This is a genomic window from Pantoea sp. JK (genome assembly GCF_026130245.1).
GTDB classification, from domain to species: Bacteria; Pseudomonadota; Gammaproteobacteria; order Enterobacterales; family Enterobacteriaceae; genus Pantoea; species Pantoea trifolii.
This window is the reverse complement of sequence record NZ_JAINFN010000003.1, coordinates 406,060-426,434: the sequence shown is the minus strand read 5'-3', so window position 1 is coordinate 426,434 and position 20,375 is coordinate 406,060. Positions and strand designations below refer to the sequence as shown.

Sequence of the window (20,375 nt, the reverse complement as noted above, 5' to 3'; positions counted from 1 at the left end):
AGGGGCACATCCCTGTGCCCTCACTGCATCCCTGCATCACATAGCTATTAGGCCGTGTGGTTTTGGTGCGGTTGTTGCAGCAGTTCCTCCAGTGAAACGTTCACGCCTTCCAGCGTAATCAGTTGAGTACTGCTGTAACCCGTACCGGTACCATCACGGTCGATCGAGAGCACCGTATTGCCATCTGAAGTATGGTCCACTTTCACGAAATCATTAATATTACTTGTGGAATCATTCCAGCCGATAAGCAAGTTACTGACGTCAATTTTGTCGCCTTGCGCAACATTGAAGTCGGTCCAGGTATCGTGACCGTTACCGCCAGTCGCATCCGCGCTCGCCAGCAAGTGATAAACCAGGGTATCTGCGCCGGCACCGCTGGTGATGGTGTCGTCGTAGGCACCGCCGGTCAGCGTGTCAGCCCCCGTGGTTCCTGTGATGGTTGGATGCAGCTCGATGGTGAACGACTGCGTGGTGATGGTGCCATCGCTCGCTGCCAGGGTGTAACTGAACACCTCTTTATGGGTAATGGATTGTCCATCCACGCCCGCATTCAGTGAGTAGGTGTAGCTACCGTTGGCCGCAATACTCAGCACACCAAAGTCCCCCGCAACCGACGTATTACCCACGCTGTGAACCGTGGTGATATCACCGTGTTCATTAGTGATACTCAAGGTTCCGGTATGCGTGCCGGTTGACGAGCCATAGATGCTGCCGCTGGCGTCGTGGTCGCTGGTGTTCTCCGCCACCAGGCTGTTAGTCGCCAGCAGCGTGCTGGTTGACGCACCGTTGTGCAGGTTCACCGTCAGGCTGGCCGAGGTCACCGCGCCGCTGGCATCACGCACCGAATAGGTGAAGGTGTCAGCGGCTGGCAGGGTATCGATGTTCAGGCCCGCCTTGAGGGCATAGGTATAATTGCCATGAGAATCAATGGTCAGCGTACCGTAGCTGCTATTGATTACCGTGTTACCCGTTGCACTCACCACATTGCCAGAGACCGTTGTCACCGCCGTTCCGGAAGGTATGGTGCCCGCCAGCGAACTGGTGTCGTTCGTCAGCAGGTTGCCCGTGACGGTCGCCGCCACGGTTACCGCCAGGGTGGTGATATCCGACACCGTTGAAATGGTGGAGGTCGGCAGCAAACTAACGTTAACCGTTGAACCAACTATCACCGCATAGGTGCCGGTACCCAGGTTGTTATAGGTCACGTTGGCCCCTTTCAGGGTGCCAAGCGATAGCACGGCTCCAAGGTAGTTGGAGGTGATATTCACCAACAACCACGTGCCGTTGCTTTGCTGCTCGTAAAGGTTCAATGAGTAGTTGGTCAGCAAGCCAACACTGCTTATTGAGCCGTTCAACGTTACCGTACGCGTATCGTCAGGACCGACGTTGAAAATATAGGCATTGCCACTGGACAATACGCTCGCCTGCAGCACGTTACCGAGCCCCACAGTAAGCAGCGCGGTGTGTGAGACACTGGTGGTGCCATTGTTAAGGGTGCCAATTTGGGTGGTGTAATCCACTTCATTGACATCATTGGCCGCCACGATACGAATCGCACCGGTCAGTGACGAGCTGGTCGATACGTTGCCCGCGCGGTCGGTCTGAATCACCGACAGCGACGCTCCGGTGGTCTGCGCCGTGCTCAGGCTCACCGACCACGTACCGCCACTGCTAACCGTCGCCGTACCCAGCGCGTTACCGCCCGCATCACGTACCGTTACCGTTGCCCCCACTTCACCGCTACCGGTGACCGTGGTACCGGCATCGTTGATCGCCAGGCCGCTGACAGCCGCCGGTGGCACGGTATCAACGTTCACCGTTACCGCCGTGTTACCGGTACTGACGTTACCCGCCGTATCGGTAACCGTTACGCTCAACGGATGCGCGCCGTTCGCCAGCGCTGATGGGGTGTAAGTCCAGCTGCCACCCGCACCAACGGTTACCGAGCCAAGCGCGGTGGTGCCATCATAGATAGTGACAATCGCCCCCACTTCCGCCGTGCCGTTCAATACCGGCGTGGTGTCACGGGTGTACGCGCCATTGGTCAGCGTCACCAGCGTGCTGCCAGCGTCGTCGGTAATGGTGAGCGTACTGGCCGCTGGCGCAATGGTGTCGATGGTCAGCGTGGTTGAGGCATTCGTACTCACGTTGCCCGCCGCATCGGTCGCCGTCACGTTCAGCGTGTGCGTGCCGTTGCTCAGGGTAGTCGAGACGAAGCTCCAGGTGCCGCCGCTGCCCACGGTGGTGGTGCCGAGCAATGTGGTGCCGTCGTACACGCTGATCCTTGCGCCGACTTCGCCGTTACCGGTCAACAACGGCGTGCTGTCGTTGGTGATGCCATTGTTCGGGATGGTCACCGCCGTGCTGCCGTTGTTATTGGCGGCAACAAGGTTGGTCACCGCCGCTGGCGGCGTGGTATCGATAATCACCGAGGCCGACGTCGTGCCGCTGACGTTACCGGCGGTATCTGTCACCGTCACGCTCAGTGGATGCGTGCCGGTGGTCAATACGCCAGTGGTGAAGGTCCATGCGCCGGTGCCATTGGCAATCGCCGTACCCAGCAGCGTGCTGCCATCGTAGATGGAGACACGGCTGCCCGCTTCCGCCACGCCACTCAAGGTTGGCGTGGTGTCATTGGTGGAACCGCCGCTCGGCACCGTGGTGTTGGTGACGTCGTTGGTGATCACCAGCGTTGACGCCGCTGGTGCCACGGTATCCACGGTAATGGAAACCGTCGCCGACGCGCTGCTGGTGTTACCCGCCGCATCGGTCACGGTGACGCTCAGTGGATGCGTACCGTTGCTCAGCGTGGCGGTCGTGAAGCTCCATGCACCCGAACCATTGGCGGTGGTGGATCCAATCACGGTCGACCCGTCGTAGATGGTGACAATCGCGTTCGCTTCCGCCGTGCCGCTCAGGGTTGGCCTGGCGTCATCGGTGACTGCACCGTTCGCCAGCGCCCCCTGAATCGAGCCGACATCATCGGTGATCACCAGATTGGTCACCGGATTTGGCGCCACGGTATCAATCGTCAAGGTGGTTGAGGCGTTCGGGCTTACGTTACCCGCCGTATCGGTTGCCGTGACGTTCAGGGTGTGCGCACCGTTGCTCAGCGCGGTTGAGATAAAGCTCCATGTGCCGTTGCTGCCCACCGTGGTGGTGCCCAGCAGCGTGGTGCCGTCGTAGACGCTGATGCGTGCACCAATCTCGCCAGAACCGGTCAACAGCGGCGTATTGTCGTTGGTCACGCCGTTGTTCGGAATGGTCACCGCCGTACTGCCGTTGTTGTTGGCGGCAACCAGGTTAGTGACAGCCGCTGGCGGCGTGGTATCAATGATTACCGAGGCCGAGGTGCTGCCGCTGACGTTTCCGGCAACGTCTGTCACCGTCACGCTCAATGGGTGCGTGCCGGTGGAGAGCACGCCGGTAGTGAAGGTCCACGCGCCCGTACCACTGGCAATCGCCGTTCCCAGCAAGGTGCTGCCATCGTAGATGGAGACACGACTGCCGGCTTCGGCCACACCGCTCAGGGTTGGCGTGGTGTCATTGGTGGAACCCCCACTCGGCACCGTGGTGCCGGTGATGTCGTTGGTGATCACCAGCGTTGACGCCGTTGGTGCCACTGTATCCACGGTGATCGAAACCGTCGCCGATGCGCTGCTGGTATTACCGGCCGCATCTTTGACCGTCACGCTCAGCGGATGCACGCCGTTGCTCAGCGTCGCGGTGGTGAAGGTCCATGCGCCGCCCGTTCCGGCTACCACTGAACCCAACACGGTGGTGCCATCGTAGATGGTGACAATCGCATTGGCTTCTGCCGTACCGCTCAAGGTTGGCGTGGCATCATCGGTCACCGCACCGTTCGCCAGCGGCCCCTGACTTAATCCCACATCATCGTTGATCAACAGGTTAATAACGGGCGCCGGTGCCACGGTATCCACCGTCAGCGTCAGCGTTGCATTCGGGCTAACGTTGCCCGCTGCATCTCTCGCCGTGACGTTGAAGGTGTGCGCACCCTCCCCCAGCGTTGGCGTGGTGAAGCTCCATGCACCGTTACTGCCGGCGGTGACAGAACCGATAATCGAGGTGCCATCGCGGATGATCACCAGGCTGCCCGCTTCTGCCGTACCGCTCAGCGCTGGCGTGTTGTCATTGGTGCTGCCGTTATTGGCAATCGCTACCGGCGTGCTGCCGTTGTTGTTGGCCGCAGCCAGACCGGTTACGGCCACCGGCGCGACGGTATCAATAATCACCGTCGCCGAAGTGCTGCCGCTGACGTTACCGGCGGCATCTGTGACCGTGACGCTCAGTGGATGCGAACCTTGCGCCAGCTCTGCGGTGGTGAAGGTCCATGCGCCGGTGCCGCTGGCAATCGCCGTGCCGAGCAGCGTGCTGCCATCGTAGATCGACACGCGACTACCGGCTTCCGCCGTACCGCTCAGCGTTGGCGTGCTGTCGTTGGTTGAACCGCCATTCGGCACCGTGGTGCTGGTGACGTCGTTGGTGATCAACAAGGTTGAGTTGGCTGGTGCCACCGTATCGACATTGACCGTAAAGTTGGTCGCCGCGCTGGTGTTGCCTGCCGCATCGCGCACCGTCACGCTCAGTGGATGCGATCCGTCGCTCAGCGCGGCGGTGGTGAAGCTCCACGCACCGCCCGTTCCGGCCACCACAGAACCCAACACCGTGGTGCCTTCCGAGATAATCACAATATTGCCGGCGGTTGCGGTACCGGTCAGCGTTGGCGTGTTGTCATCGGTAGAGGCACCGCTGGTGAGCGGCCCTTGTGTCGCGCCCACATTGTCAGAAACCACCAGATTGGTGACCGGCGTTGGCGCAGCTGTGGTTACGGTGAAACTGATGGACGTATTCGGACTGACGTTACCAGCGAGATCGGTGGCCGTCACGTTCAGAGTATGCAAACCATCCGCCAGCGCAGGTGAGGTGAAACTCCACGCGCCGTTGCTGCCAGCGGTGACAGAGCCGATAACATCTGTGCCATCGCGGATCACCACTACGCTGCCCGCTTCCGCCGTGCCGCTCAGCGCTGGCGTGTTGTCGTTGGTGTTGCCTCCTGCAGCAATCGCCACTGGCGAACTGCCGTTGTTGTTGGCCGCGGCCAAACCGCTCACAGCCGTTGGCGCGACGGTATCCACGATCACCGTGGCAGTGCTGGAAGCCACGCTGGTGTTACCCGCGACATCGGTCACGCGAACGGTAAGTGGATGGCTGCCTTCGCCCAGCACCGGTGAAATAAAGCTCCATGCGCCGCCTGTTCCGGCAGCAACCGAACCGAGCAAAGTGGTGCCGTCATAAACGGTAATCACGCTGCCCACTTCCGCCGTGCCGCTCAGAGTTGGCGTATTGTCGTTGGTCGAACCGCCATTCGGCACAATCGTGCTGGTGACGTCGTTGGTGACCACCAGCGTCGAGGCGTTTGGCGCCACGGTATCGACCGTGAGATTCACTGCCGCTGAACGTGGTCCAATGTTCCCCGCCGCATCCGTCACGGTCACGCTCAGCGCATGTCCGCCCTGGCTCAGGGTTGGCGACGTGAAGCTCCATGCGCCGAGGCCATTGGCGGTGGTCGAGCCGATGACGGTATTGCCATCATAAACAGTGACAATGCCGTTGGCTTCGGTGGTACCGGTAAGCTGCGGTGTGCTGTCGTTCGTCGAGCCATTATTGGCAATCGGCACTGGCGAACCACCGTTGTTATTGGCGGCGGCCAGGTCAGTGACAGCGACAGGGGCAACGGTATCGATGGTGATCGTAATTGGATCCGATGGCACCCCATTGTTACCGGCGGAGTCAGTGACAAGAACCGAAAGCGCATGAGAACCGTCAGGTAATGCCGCTGGCGTATAGGTCCATTGCCCGCCGGCACCGGCGGTGACACTTCCCAGTTCGGTTGCCCCATCGAAGATTCTGACAATGTTGCCCGCCGTCGTCAGCCCGCTCAACACTGGCGTGCTGTCTTTGGTATTTGCACCATCGCCCAGAGCCACCAAGGTGCTACCGCTGTTATCAGTGATCTGCAATGTGGTGGTTGCAGGCGGCAGGCCCGCTTCAACAGTGATTGTAAAGTCTGCGGAAGCAGGTCCCACGTTTCCGGCTAGATCTTTGACGGTAACCGTAAAGGTATGATCGCCATTACTGAGCGCAGTAGGCGTAAATGTCCAGGTACCATTAGTGGCAGTAACCGTGCCCAGTAACGTAGTGCCATCGTAAACAGACACCACGCTGCCAGTGGCGGCTGAACCACTTAATGTCGGTGTGTTGTCATCAGTGATTGCGCCATTAGTTAATTCGCCAGTGCTACCACCCACGTTGTCGTTAACCACCAAATCGGTGACCGCAGCCGGTGGCACGGTATCGATATTGATCGTAATCGGCGTGGCTTCTGGCCCGGTGGTACCGGCGGCGTTAGTGACCGACACGGTGTAGCTGTGTTGACCATCCGCGCGCACGCTGGTTTCGAAACGCCATACGCCGTTATCACCTACCGTGGTGGTGCCGAGTAAGGTGGTGCCTTCGTAGATGTTAATGGTGGTGCCCGCGACGCCGGTACCGCGCAACACTGGCGTGTTGTCGTTGGAGTAACCGTTATTCGCCACCTGCGATGCGGTGGTATTGGCGTTGTTGTAGACGCCAAAGGTCAGCACCGCCGCTGGGGTAGAGGTATCCACCGTCAGGGATACCGAGGCATTGGAGCTAATATTGCCCGCCGCATCGGTCACAGTGACATTCAGTGTGTGAGTCGCATCAGTCAGCGTGCTGGTGGTGATGCTCCATGCGCCGTTGCTGCCTGCCACGGTTGAGCCAACTAAGGTGGTGCCGTCGTAAACCCGCACGATGGCATTGGCTTCCGCCGTGCCGCTGATGGCTGGCGTGTTGTCATTGGTGATACCGCCATCCGCAATGGTTATTGGTGAGCCACCATTGTTGTTTTGCAGCAGCAGGTCGTCAGCAGGCTGTGGGGCGGTGGCATCCACCACCACGGTAAAGCTGGAGGATGGCGCACTGACGTTGCCGACCGCATCGGTCACGGTGGCGGTCAGCGTATGCGAACCGTCGGTTAGGGCTGGAGAACTAAAGCTCCAGGTTCCGCCTGCCGTGGCCGTGGTGGTTCCGATTACCGTAGTGCCATCGTAGACAGTGACCAGACTGCCCGCTTCCGCATTCCCGCTCAGCAACGGCGTGTTGTCGCTGGTGGTTGCGCCATTCGGTACCAGAACAAGCGAGCCGCCATTGTCATTATTAACCACCAATGTAGCGACCGCCGGAACCGTGGTATCCACGGTGAAGCCAATTGCCGTTGATGCCGGGCTGGCATTTCCTGCCGCATCCACCACGGTGGTGGTCAGACTGTGCAGACCATCGCCCAAGGTTGGCGATGTGAAGCTCCACTGGCCGTTGCTGCCCACCGAAGCGCTGCCGAGCACCGTGGTGCCATCACGAATAATCACCGTGCTGCCCGCTTCGGCAGTACCGGTGAGGAATGGCGTGTTGTCATTAGTGAAGCCGCCGTTGGTAATCGCCACCGGCGACGTGCCTTCATCATTGCTGGCAACCACGTTCAACGCTGCAGCCGGTGGTGTGGCATCAATCACCACTCCGATGGTGCTCGGCGCACTGACGTTACCCGCCGCATCGCTGGCCGTGACGCTAAAGGTATGGGTGCCATCCGCCAGCGCAGTCGCCGGCGTGAAGGTCCAGGTTCCGCCCGCGCCAACGGTAGTCGATCCCAGCACGCCGTTCTGATCGGACACGGTGATGATGCTGCCCACCTGGCCAGAACCGCTCAGCACTGGCGTGCTGTCGTTGGTGAGACCGCCGTTTGGAATGTTCACTGGCGTGCCGATATCGTTGGTCAGCGTCAGCCCGGTAGCTGCTGGCGGTGCCACGGTATCAACGGTCACGGTGATGGTGCTGCTGGCCGGTCCGGTGTTGCCCGCCGCGTCACGTACGGTCACGCTCAGGTTGTGGGTGCCATCGGTCAGGTTCGGTGAGAAGCTCCAGGCGCCCTGCGCGTTGGCAACAGCGCTGCCGAGCACGGTGGTGCCGTCAGACACAATCACGATGCTGTTCGCTTCCGCCGTACCACTCAGCACTGGCGTGTTGTCGTTGGTGGTGCCGTTATTGGCAATCGGTACCGGCGAACCGCCATTGTCATTGTTGAGCGCCAGCCCAGTTGCCGCGCCAGGCGCAACGGTATCCACCGTAAAGGCGATGGCCGTGGACGCCGGGCCGACGTTACCCGCCGGATCGGTGACGGTCGCCGTCAGGCTGTGACCGCCTTCGCCCAGCGTTGGCGTGGTGAAACTCCATTGGCCGTTGCTGCCGACAATCACAGAGCCCAGCACAGTGGTGCCATCCAGCACCGTCACCGTGCTGCCCGCTTCGGCAGTACCGGCAATCGCTGGTGTCGCATCGTTAGTGGTGCTGCCTGCGGCGATGGTGACCGGTGTGCCGCCGTTATTGTTGTTAAGGGTAATCGCCGTTGGAGCCACCGGCGGCGTGGTATCGATGCTGAAGTTCAGCGCCGTAGATGGCGCACTGACGTTGCCTGCAGGATCGGTCACGGTGGTGGTCAGGCTGTGTGCGCCCTCGCCCAACGCCGTAGCAGGTGTGAAGCTCCAGGTGCCGCCGCTGCCGACTACCAGCGAACCCAGCACATTGCTGCCATCAGAGACAATCACGATGCTGCCCACTTCAGCGCTGCCGCTCAACACCGGCGTGGTGTCGTTGGTGGCACCGCCTGCAACAATCGGCACCGGCGTTTGGCCGGAATCATTGCTCAGTTGCAGACCGGTCGCCGCATTCGGTGCCTGCGTGTCGACGGTAAAGGTGATCGCCGCAGAGGGATCGCTGATATTGCCAGCCGCATCGGTAACGGTCGTCGTCAGGCTGTGTTCGCCCTGGCTCAGCGCCGGAGTGGTGAAACTCCATTCCCCGCTGCTGCCCACAATCACCGATCCCAGTACGGTGGTGCCATCACGCACGATAACAATACTGTCCGCTTCGGCGGTACCACTCAGCACTGGCGTGGTGTCGTTAGTCGCGCCACCCGAAGCAATTGGGGTTGGCGTGCTGCCTTCATCGTTATTAAGTGCCAAATCAGCCGCGGCTGGCGGTGGCGTGGTTTCGATAGTAACCGCGTACGGCGTTGATGCCGGGCCGGTATTACCCGCGGCATCGGTGACGGTGGCGGTCAGGCTGTGTGTGCCCGGATCCAGTGGCGTGCCAGGCGTGAAGCTCCATTTTCCATCGGTGCCCACGGTGGTGCTGCCCAACACCTCGGCACCATCACGCACGGTGACGACGCTGCCCACTTCGGCGCTACCGCTCAGCACTGGCGTGGTGTCGTTGGTGAGTCCTCCGGTATCAATCGGTACGGCAGTTCCACTGTTGTTGTTACTGAGCTGCAGATCGGTCGCGGCCGCTGGCGGTGTGGTATCCACGGTAAAGGTGAGAGGGGTAGACGCATCGCTGCTGTTGCCCGCCGGATCGGTGACGGTAGTGGTCAGGCTATGCGCGCCGTCGCCCAGCGCGGCGGCTGGCGTGAAGCTCCAGCTACCGTCGCTGCCCGCCGTGGCGGTGCCCAGCACCGTGGTGCCGTCGCGCACCGTGACGGTGCTGCCCGCTTCCGCCGTGCCACGCAATATCGGCGTGCTGTCATTGGTGATGCCGCCCGTGGCAATGAGGGTGCCGCCATCGTTGCTCAACTGCAGGCCGGTTGAGGTGGCTGGAGCCTGGGTATCAACGGTGAAGTTGATTGGCGTAGACGGATCGCTGACGTTACCCGCTGCGCTGGTGACGGTGGTGGTCAGGCTATGTGCGCCTTCGCTCAACGCTGGCGTGCTGAAGCTCCAGCTGCCACCGCTACCGACGACCACGGTGCCCAGCACGGTGCTGCCATCCAGAACCGTTACCGTGCTGCCCGCCGCCGCCGTACCGCTGATCACCGGCGTGGTGTCGTTGGTGGCGCCGTTATTCGCGATAGGCACTGGCGTGCTGCCATTATCGTTATTCAGCACCACGCTGCCTGCCACTGGCGGCTGTGTAGTGTCGATGTTGACAGTGATTGGCGTCGAGGTTGGACCGACGTTACCGGCTGGATCGGTGACGGTGGTGGTCAGCGTATGCTCACCCGCCGTTAACGGTGTGGTTGGCGTCACGCTCCACGATCCATCGCTGCCAACGGTCGCGCTGCCAATCACGGTGGTGCCATCACGTACCGTGACGATGCTGCCCGCTTCTGCGATGCCGCTCAGCGCTGGCGTGGTGTCGTTGGTGGTGCCGCCTGCCGCAATAGGTACCGGCGTCGTGCCTTCGTTGTTGCTGAGCTGCAGACCCGTCGCCGCTGCAGGTGGCGTGATATCCACGGTGACCACAATTGGCGTAGATGGCGCACCGGTGTTGCCCGCTGGGCTGGTAACGGTGGCGGTCAGGCTGTGACTGCCCTCGTTGAGTGCTGGCGTGGTGAAGCTCCATGTTCCGCCATTGCCAACGGTCACGGTGCCGAGCACGGTGCCGCCATCAGAAACGGTAATGGTGCTGCCCGCTGCTGCGGTGCCGCTCAATACTGGCGTTGCATCGTTGGTGGCCGCGCCAGAGGTAATCGGAACTGGCGTACCGCTGGTGTCGTTACTCAGCTGCACACCGCCCGGTGCTGGCGGTGCCGTCGTGTCGATGGTGAAGGTTAACGGCGTGCTCGCCGCGCCGGTATTGCCCGCCGCATCGGTCACGGTGGTGGTCAGGCTGTGCGAGCCATCGCCGAGCGTTGGAGAGGTAAAGCTCCAGTTGCCATCGTTGCCGACGGTAACCGAACCCAACGGCGTGCCGCCATCGGAAACCGTCACAATGCTGCCCGGCTCCGCGCGACCACTCAATACTGGCGTCACATCGTTGGTGGTGCCGCCATCCGCAACCGGCACCAGCGTGCCGCTGCCATCATTGCTGAGTTGCAGGTCGGTGGCCGCCGCGGGTGGTGTGGTATCAACAATCACAATCACCACTGACGAGGACGGGCCGACGTTACCAGCCGTATCAGTGACGGTGGTGGTGAGATTGTGCTGTCCTTCAGCCAGCGGATCGGTTGGCGTAAAGCTCCAGTTGCCGTCGGTGCCGGTGGTTGTGGTGCCCAGCACGGTGGTGCCATCGCTCACCGTAACGGTACTGCCCGGTTCGGCGGTGCCGTTCAGGGTTGGCGTGGTGTCGTTGGTGGTGCTACCTGAGGCCAGCGGCGTTCCGTCATCATTGGTGAACTGCACATTGCCTGCCGCCGCTGGCGGTTGGGTATCAATGGTCACGGTCACCGGCGTTGAAGCCGGACCGGTATTGCCCGCAGGATCGGTAACGGTTGAAGTCAGGCTATGACCGCCATCGCTCAGCGGTGGCGTGGTGTAACTCCAGGTGCCGTCTGTACCCACTGTGGTAGTGCCGAGCACGGTGGTGCCATCCAAAATGGTCACAATGCTGCCAATTTCACCGCTGCCGGTGATCGTTGGTGTGTTGGTATTGGTGCTGCTGCCATCCGGGATCGGCTCGCCAGCACCATCTTCCAGACCCACGCCGGTTGGTGCGGTTGGCACCACGGTATCGATGGTGATGTTGATGGTTGGCGAATCGGTCTCCACGCCGGTGGTGGCATTGGTAGCGACAGCGTGGAAAGCGTAGTTGCCATCGGCCAGCGCGGCTGGCGTGAAGTTCCACTGCCCATCGCTGCCCGCGACGGTGCTGCCAATAACAGTGGTGCCGTTATACAGCGTGATGAGATTCCCCGCGCCCGCCAGTCCGCTGAGAATTGGCGTGGTGTCGTGGGTGCTGGCGTTGTTGGGCAGTTCAACCAGCGTGCTGCCGCTGTCGTCGGTGACCACCAGTAAGCTGCTGGTCGCCGGAACGCCGGCATCGACATTCAGGGTGAATACCGGCGACGACGGGCTCACGTTGCCTGCCGCATCGGTAACCGTGGTGGTCAGGCTGTGTTGGCCGTTCGTCAGCGCGTTATCTGGCGTAAAGCTCCAGCTGCCGTCGCTGCCTGCTGTCGCCGAGCCCAGCAATGTGGTGCCGTCATACACACGCACTACCGATCCCGCTTCGGCGGTGCCGGTCAGGGTTGGTGTGCTGTCGTCGGTGATCGTGCCAGAGGTCAACGGGCCGGTACTGCCGCCAACGTTATCGTTGACCACCAGTCCACTGACCGGCGCTGGCGCGAGGGTATCGACACTGAAAGCGATCGGTGTGGTCGCCGGGCTGACGTTACCCGCCGCATCGGTGACGGTGGTGGTCAGGCTGTGATTGCCCTCCGCCAGCGTCGGCGTGGTAAAGCTCCAGTTACCGTCGCTGCCCACAGTAACGGTGCCGAGCACGGTGTTGCCATCCAGAATGGTGACTTTGCTGCCTGCTTCCGCCGTGCCGCTCAGCACTGGCGTCGCATCATTGCTGGCCCCTCCCGCAACAATCGGCTGCGTAATGCTGCCCGCGTCGTTGGTGAGTTCCACACCGGATGCCGCATCCGGCGCGATGGTGTCCACGATGATGTTGATGGTTGCAGTATCAGTAACGTTGCCGTTGGCATCGGTAATGGTGCCATGCAGCGCGTGCGGACCATCCGTCAGACCGCTGAGGTAGAAGATCCATTGGCCGTTACTGCCCGCCGTGGTGCTGCCCAGCACGGTGGTGCCGTCATACAGTGTGATGATGTTACCGGCACCCGCCACCCCGCTTAATACCGGGCTGTCGTTGTTGGTGCTGGCACCGTCAGTCAGTTGCGCCACGGTGTTGCCGTTTTCGTCCGTCACTTCCAGCGACGAGGTGGCAGGAGGAATATCTGCATCGACGGTGATAACGATCGGCGGGCTGGCTGGGCCGACGTTACCGGCCGTATCGGTTGCCGTGACGGTAAAGGTGTGATCGCCGTTGCTCAGCGCTGGCGTGGTAAAACTCCATGTGCCATCTGTGTCCACGGTGGTGTTGCCCAGCAGCGTTGTGCCATCGTAAATGCTGATGGTGGCATTCGGCTCGCCGGTGCCGCTCAGGGTTGGTGCACGGTCATCGGTGGTGTCGCCGGAGGTTAACGGCCCTTGTACCGCACCCACGCTGTCTTCGATCACCAAATTGCCCACCACGGCTGGCGGCGTGGTATCTACCGTCACGGTGACCGGTGACGATGCCGGACCGGTATTGCCAGCGGGATCGGTGACGGTGGTGGTCAGGCTGTGATTACCCTCCGCCAGCGTTGGCGTAGTGAAACTCCAGTTGCCATCGCTGCCAACGGTTGCCGTGCCGAGCACGGTGGTGCCATCCAGCACCGTCACGGTGCTGCCCGGTTCGGCGGTGCCGCTGAAGGTTGGCGTATTGTCATTGGTGGTGCTGCCAGCGGCAATCGGCACCACGGTACTGCCATTGTTGTCGCTCAGTTGCAGATCGGCTGCCGCCGCAGGTGCAACGTTATCAATGGTGATAGTGAGCGTGCCGGAGTCGGTCACATTACCGGTGGTATCTGTCGCCGTGGCGTGGAAGGCGTAAGTCCCGTCTGGCAGCGCGCCAGGCGTGAAGCTCCATTGCCCATCGGCACCTGCCACGGTGCTGCCCAGCAGCGTGGTGCCGTTATACAACTCAATCACCGCGCCCGCTGACGCCAGGCCGCTGAGAATTGGCGTGGTGTCAGGCGTGCTGGAGCCGTCTGGCAGGATTCTCAGCGTACTGCCGCTGTCATCGGTGATTTGCAGCGTACTGGTGGTCGGCGCAACGCCCGCATCAACCGTGAAGTTCACCCCGGTTGTCGCCGGACTGACGTTGCCCGCCGCATCGGTCAGCGTCACGCTCAGCGTATGCTGGCCATTGTTCAGCGCTGGTGTTGTGAAACTCCAGGTGCCATCACTGCCGACGGTGACGCTGCCGAGCAGCGTGCTGCCGTCGTAAATTTTAACGATGGCATTAACTTCGCCGTTGCCGCTCAGCGTCGGCGTGTTGTCATCGGTCGTCGAACCCGCAGTGATTGGGCCAGTGGCTCCGCCGACGTTATCGCTGATCACCACATTGCTGGCCTCTGCTGGAGCCTGGGTATCCACGGTGAAGGTGATCGGGCTGGAAGTTGGACCGACGTTCCCTGCCGCATCGGTGACGGTGGCAGTAATGCTGTGGCCGCCCTCCGTCAGCGTTGGTGAAGTGAAGCTCCATGTGCCGTTGCTGCCCACGGTTGCGGTGCCGAGCACGGTATCGCCATCACGCACGGTGACGGTGCTGCCCGGTTCTGCGGTGCCGCTCAGTACTGGCGTGGTGCTATTGGTCGCACCACCGGAGGCGATCGGTTGCAGCGTGCTGCCATCGTTATCACTCAGCGTGACGCCACTTGCGGCAGCAGGTGGCACGGTATCCACGGTGATGGTGATAACCGGCGTTTGCGTCACGTTGCCAGAGGTATCCGTTACCGAGGCGTGGAACGCGTAACTGCCATCTGCTAATGCGGCTGGCGTAAAGGTCCACTGTCCATCGCTGCCCGCGACCACGCTGCCCAACACGGTGCTGCCGTTATACAGCGTGATCAGTGCGCCAGCGGTTGCCAGACCACTCAACGTTGGGGTGTTGTCGTGCGTGCTGCCGCCGTTGCTGAGCTGCACCAGCGTATTACCGGAATCGTCGGTGATTTCGAGCGAGGTGGTTGCTGGGGGAATACCGGCCTGCACGTTGATATCATAAGGTGCTGAAGGCGCACTGACGTTGCCCGCCGCGTCGGTTAAGGTCACGCTCAGGCTGTGGCTACCGTTGCTCAAGGCGGTGGTGGTGTAACTCCAGGTTCCATCGCTACCCACAACCGCCGTACCCAGCAAGGTTTGCCCATCGTAAATGCTGACAATCGCGCCCACTTCACCGCTGCCGGTAAGCGTTGGCGTGTTGTCATCGGTAATGCCGCCATTGGTTACCGTACCGGAACTGCCGCCCGAGTTATCGTTGACCAACAGGTCAGTTACTGCTGTCGGAGCTTGCGTGTCCACAGTGAAGGTGATGGTGGTGGCTGGGCTGGTATTTCCTGCTGCATCGGTTGCAGTGATGCTTAATGTGTGACTGCCCTGACTAAGTTCCGGGCTGGTGAAGCTCCATGTACCGTTGCTGCCGACAGTGACACTGCCGAGCACCGTATCGCCATCGCGGATGGTGATAATCGAGCCCACTTCAGCGGTTCCGCTCAGCACTGGCGTGGTGTCTTTGGTCGCGCCGCCGTTGGTGATTGGCTGCGCAGTGGTACCGCTGTTGTTAACTACGCTCAAGCCGCCAACGGCGGTTGGCGCGACGGTGTCCACGGTGAAATCTACCGGATTGGTTGACGGGCTGGTGTTACCCGCCGCATCGGTGACGGTGGCGGTCAGGCTGTGCTGACCCTCCGCCAGCGCAGGCGTGGTAAAGCTCCAGCGGCCATCCGCGCCAACGGTCACCGTGCCGAGCAGCGTCGTACCATCGTAAATGCTGACAATAGCGCCCGCTTCAGCGGTGCCGCTTAAGGTTGGCGTGTTGTCATCGGTAATCGCGCCCGCACCAATCGCGCCCTGATACGGCCCAACCGTGTCGTTAATCACCAAATCCGTGATGGCGGTAGGCGGCGTAGTGTCATCGCCACCACCGGGATTGGTTGGGTTGGTAGGATTTGTAGGATTGGTCGGGTTGGTGGGATTGCCGCCGTTGTTACCGTCATCGGGATTGGTCGGCGAGGCATTACCGCCACCACCACCGCCCGAACCGGCAAACATCGCGCCCAAACCGGCCAGCGCCGCACCACCGATACCGAAGGCGGCGATGGTGCCGTCATTGGTGGTGTTTTCCGCTAACAGCCCTTCGGTGCTGTCGATTGAAACGTACTGGAAACCTTCTGTACCGGGATCTTCAACCCACCACATGGCGCCGCGATCGTCCTGCAGAACCAGATCGCTGTCACCATTCGGGCTATAAAAATTATGAATAACAACCACTTCACCAGATTTTGTGGTGACGACTAAATCATTACCATTGCGTGTGAAAGACTTAATATCAGACTGATTAAGATGCAGCTTCACCAAACTCGGAGCGGTCAAATTAACTTGATTTCCACTCAGCTCAGAAGCAACGGTCCCACCTTTTGGGGTTACTGAGATATTATTCATGTTATCGAGATCCCGCAGTTTCCATAATCACGCCCGGCATCAGCAGACACCGGCTTTTACAGCGAATAATCGCGACGATTATTCACTTCTTCTCTTGATCGATTTCATACAGGCTGAGAATGAAATCGCGTTGAGTTTTGTTTAGCCGCCATCCTGATAACTGATTGGTTTTATTTCTTAAAATCACCACGGGAAAAATATATTTATTCTCAAGCGGCCGGGCACAAATGACGTGAAACGCATAAAGCCCAGGCTTTGACATTTTTTTACTTCCCCGAGGGATGAAACCAACTCAATAATTTCAGGATTAAGCTAATAAATCATCGAGATAGACGCTCTGCCACAAATAGCCCTGCATGCCATAAATTGCTTTATGCGCCAGCAGGTCGACCTGTTGTTGATTTTCAACACCCTCAACGATGACGCCGGTGCATAATTCGTTGAGATGGTCGAGCAGAATGTCAAAGGTGCGACCGTTGCCAAATTGCCAAAAAAATTCTTTGTCAATCTTGACGATTTCAAATATTCCGCTATCAAACATGGAAAGGTTGGAATAACCCGGACCAAAGTCATCGAGCCATAAAGGGGCCGGCGTCACTTTCGCGACACCTTTTAAAATCAACAGATCGGCGCTATTAAATCGCGCAGTAAAGAATGCTGATATTTCCAGACGCAACAGCGTCAGTTGAGCCAGTTTTTCTTGCATTTCAGCATCTTTAAAAATGCTGGCTACGATATCTCTATCAACATTGACACTGACAATCTGGTCAAACCCTTTCTGGTATAGCTGAATAAGTTTTTCGATCTGGTGGAGGAATAACTGCCATTTAACGTCAGCAGAAAGCTGACTGAAGAACCCAACATCCCTTTCAGGGTTACGCTTATTATTGATATCTGCGTCGTCTGCAAGACGCGTTAACAATTCCCTGGCAATCACCTGGCCGGACAAATCGTAAACCGGCTCCAACAAGAACACTGCCTTCGGTTGATTGCTCATTTCATATCCTTACTGCAACTGCCTGATAGCCTTAAACTGTCAGGATTTCTCATGTAAGAAGTAAGGTAAACATTGATAAAACTTAATGTCTTAACTGAAGGTTAACGTACTACTTACACTTTGAGAAATAGATTTCAGTAAACACTTCAGGCAACTTCAATCGTTTAAATCAATCAATAACGTAAGTAAATTTCTCTAAAATTCACAAAAGCTCAGAAAATTCTTAATCTAATTTAACTTATCGTTTACTTTAATAGATCTGTAAAAACATTATCGAATTGAAAAATAATGATAAAAAAAGATTCCGCACGATTTGATAGCTCTCCTTAACTCAAATTGCAAAATATTTTATCTGGCATCTATGCTTCCAAAAAGCGCCAATAACCACTAATTTCTATGGTGACTATTAAAACCTTAATGTTTAAATTTTTATTATGCATTGAAAAGAATACATAACAGAATAACTGCTTAATCCATGATGAATCAGTAAGTAAGGTAAGGATATTAAGAAAATAATCAGCGTTGCCGACTCGCTTTATTAGAGAAAAGAAGGAGATAGCATTTGGGGAGGTAAATGTGGGATTTACGTGGCGGGTTACAAATAAGCCAAAGGTGATCGTCTTCACAAATCAAATTAAATTATTGTTGCCAGGCGCGGATATAGCAGGAAAAGCGAAAACCGAGCCCTTGCGAGCTCGGTTTAAGAACAATTAATTACTCATCTTCTAAATAGGTATAACCGTACAAGCCACTCTCGAATTCAGACAAGAATTGCGCGCGCAGCTCTTCATCTATATCCGTTTGTTGCGTTACCTGATCGCGGAACAGCGTCATCAAATCGTTAGGATTCAGCTGCACGTACTCAAGCATATCCGCTACGGTATCGCCCTCATCCGACAGCTGCACTTCCACGCTGCCATCCGGGAACGCAAACACATCAACCGCTTCGGTATCACCGAACAGGTTATGCATGTTGCCGAGAATTTCCTGATACGCGCCCACCATAAAGAAGCCGAGCATCGGCGGATTGTCGATGTCGTATTCCGGCATCGGCATGGTGGTGGCAATGCCATCGCCATCGACGTAGTGATCGATGGTGCCATCGGAGTCACAGGTGATGTCGAGCAATACCGCGCGACGCTTCGGCATCTTATTCAGCCCTTCCAGCGGCAGCACCGGGAACAGCTGATCGATGCCCCACGCATCCGGCATTGACTGGAACAGCGAGAAGTTGACGTAAATCTTATCCGCCATACGCTCCTGTAGCTCATCAATGATCGGGCGATGCGCGCGGTTGCTTGGGTCGAGATGCTGCTGAATATAGTGGCAGATGCTCAGATAAAGCTGCTCTGCCCAGGCGCGCTGACCGAGATCGTAGGTGCCAGAAGAATAACCGGTATGGATGTCGAACAGATCCATTTGGCTATCGTGCAGCCATTCGCGCAGCGAACGGCGCACGTCAGGTTCGTGCATCTCTTGCCACGTATCCCACAAACTCTGAATCGGACGCGGTGAATCGGCATCCGGTGCCACCGGCGTGCTGAACTCATTACGCTCAACACCAATAATGTTGGACACCAGCACGGTGTGGTGCGCCGTCACCGCACGACCTGACTCGGTGATCACGGTTGGATGCTCCAGACCGTTCTCTTCACAGGCATCGCCGATGGCCCAAATCACGTTGTTGGCGTATTCATTCAGACCGTAGTTGACCGAGCAATCTGACTGCGAGCGTGTTCCTTCATAGTCCACGCCCAAACCGCCGCCCACATCGAAACATTTGATGTTGACACCCAGCTTCGCCAGTTCAACGTAGAAACGCGCCGACTCACGCACGCCGGTGGCGATATCGCGGATGTTGGACATCTGCGAACCAAGATGGAAGTGCAGCAGCTGCAGGCTATCGAGACGACCCGCTTTGCGCATAATGTCGACCAGCTGCAACACCTGCGATGCCGCCAGACCAAACTTCGATTTCTCACCGCCGCTCGACTGCCACTTGCCCGAGCCCTGCGACGCCAGACGCGCGCGGATACCAAGACGCGGAATCACGTTCAGGCGCTCGGCCTCTTCCAGCACCAGACGTACCTCGGTCATCTTCTCGATCACCAGATAGACTTTGTGACCGAGCTTTTCGCCGATCAGCGCCAGACGAATGTATTCGCGGTCTTTATAGCCGTTACAAACAATCACCGAACGGGTTTTGCCGGCGTGGGCCAGCACCGCCATCAGCTCGGCTTTCGAACCGGCTTCCAAGCCCAGCGGTTCGCCAGAGTTGACCAGCGACTCAATCACGCGCTTATGCTGATTCACCTTGATCGGGTAAACCAGGAAGTAGTCACCTTTATAGCCGTAAGATTCACGCGCGCGTTTGAAGGCGGCGTTAATCGAACGCAGACGATGCTGGAGAATCTGCGGGAAGCAGAACAGCGCCGGCAGACGTTGACCGTCGGCTTCGCGCTCTTTCACCAGCTTCGCTAAGTCAACGCGCACTTCCGGCTGATCCGGATCGGGACATACGCTGATGTGCCCCAGCTCGTTGACGTCGTAATAGTTGTTTCCCCACCAGGCAATGTTGTAGGTACGCAGCATTCTGCTCGCTTCCTGATCGTTCATTGCCACCTCCTGCATGGAGCGGAGTACACCTTGTTCGCCAGCTGACGAACCCTTGATATTCTTCATGTCGTCAGACATCGCGAACCTCAATTTTCCGTTGAAATATGAATTTGTTACCGAGTTTTGTCATGGTGGCGCCAGGTAAAAATTGCCTCATCCTGCTTGCTGCCTCTGTAAGGTTGCAGTGTACAAAGCTGACTCTAAGTGTAAAACACCGCACCGAAGTCGGGGCAAATAGCCTGAGACTTCCACGGTCTGTAGACAGCGAAATGCAGTAATAGATGCAGAGAAATGTTAACCGGCGCGCGTGTCGGGAGAATGAACACAACGTCGATAGGAGAAAAGAACGGGTTTGGAGTGTGAAAGGAGTGCCAGCGCGCCGCAACAGCACAGTGAACCAAAGCGAGAGAAAGAGTGGTTCATTACTTTAATCACCTCCATCGCCTGCTTAAAGCATGCGAGAAACGGCTTGGGTGAAGGTCAGATTAAATGGCATCTGACGGCGCGACGCACGGCGGCGTCATCCTTTGCGGCTGTGGTCGACAGCAGCGGCGTTTTATACAGCCACGCGGGGTAAATTGCAAAATCTTTGTCAGTAACTGCGCGCGGTGTCAGGAAAT

At 58.4% G+C, this 20,375-nt stretch carries 3 protein-coding genes; all 3 read right to left on the bottom strand.

Features of this window, described 5'->3' with window-relative positions; all coding sequences use genetic code 11:
* Positions 1-47: 47 nt before the first annotated feature.
* The 3 genes from PanJK_RS09490 to speA all read right to left on the bottom strand — a co-directional run bounded on the left by PanJK_RS09490 (position 48) and on the right by speA (position 19,833).
* Positions 48-16,142, bottom strand: coding sequence for an Ig-like domain-containing protein (locus PanJK_RS09490; RefSeq protein ID WP_265299218.1), 16,095 nt, complete (start codon positions 16,140-16,142; stop codon positions 48-50).
* 307 nt (positions 16,143-16,449) lie between these two features.
* On the bottom strand, positions 16,450-17,139 hold the full coding sequence (locus PanJK_RS09485; RefSeq protein WP_265299216.1) for an EAL domain-containing protein: 690 nt from the start codon (positions 17,137-17,139) through the stop codon (positions 16,450-16,452).
* A gap of 714 nt (positions 17,140-17,853) precedes the next feature.
* Positions 17,854-19,833, bottom strand: coding sequence for a biosynthetic arginine decarboxylase (gene speA, locus PanJK_RS09480; protein ID WP_101761914.1), 1,980 nt, complete (start codon positions 19,831-19,833; stop codon positions 17,854-17,856).
* Between the last annotated feature and the right edge of the window lie 542 nt (positions 19,834-20,375).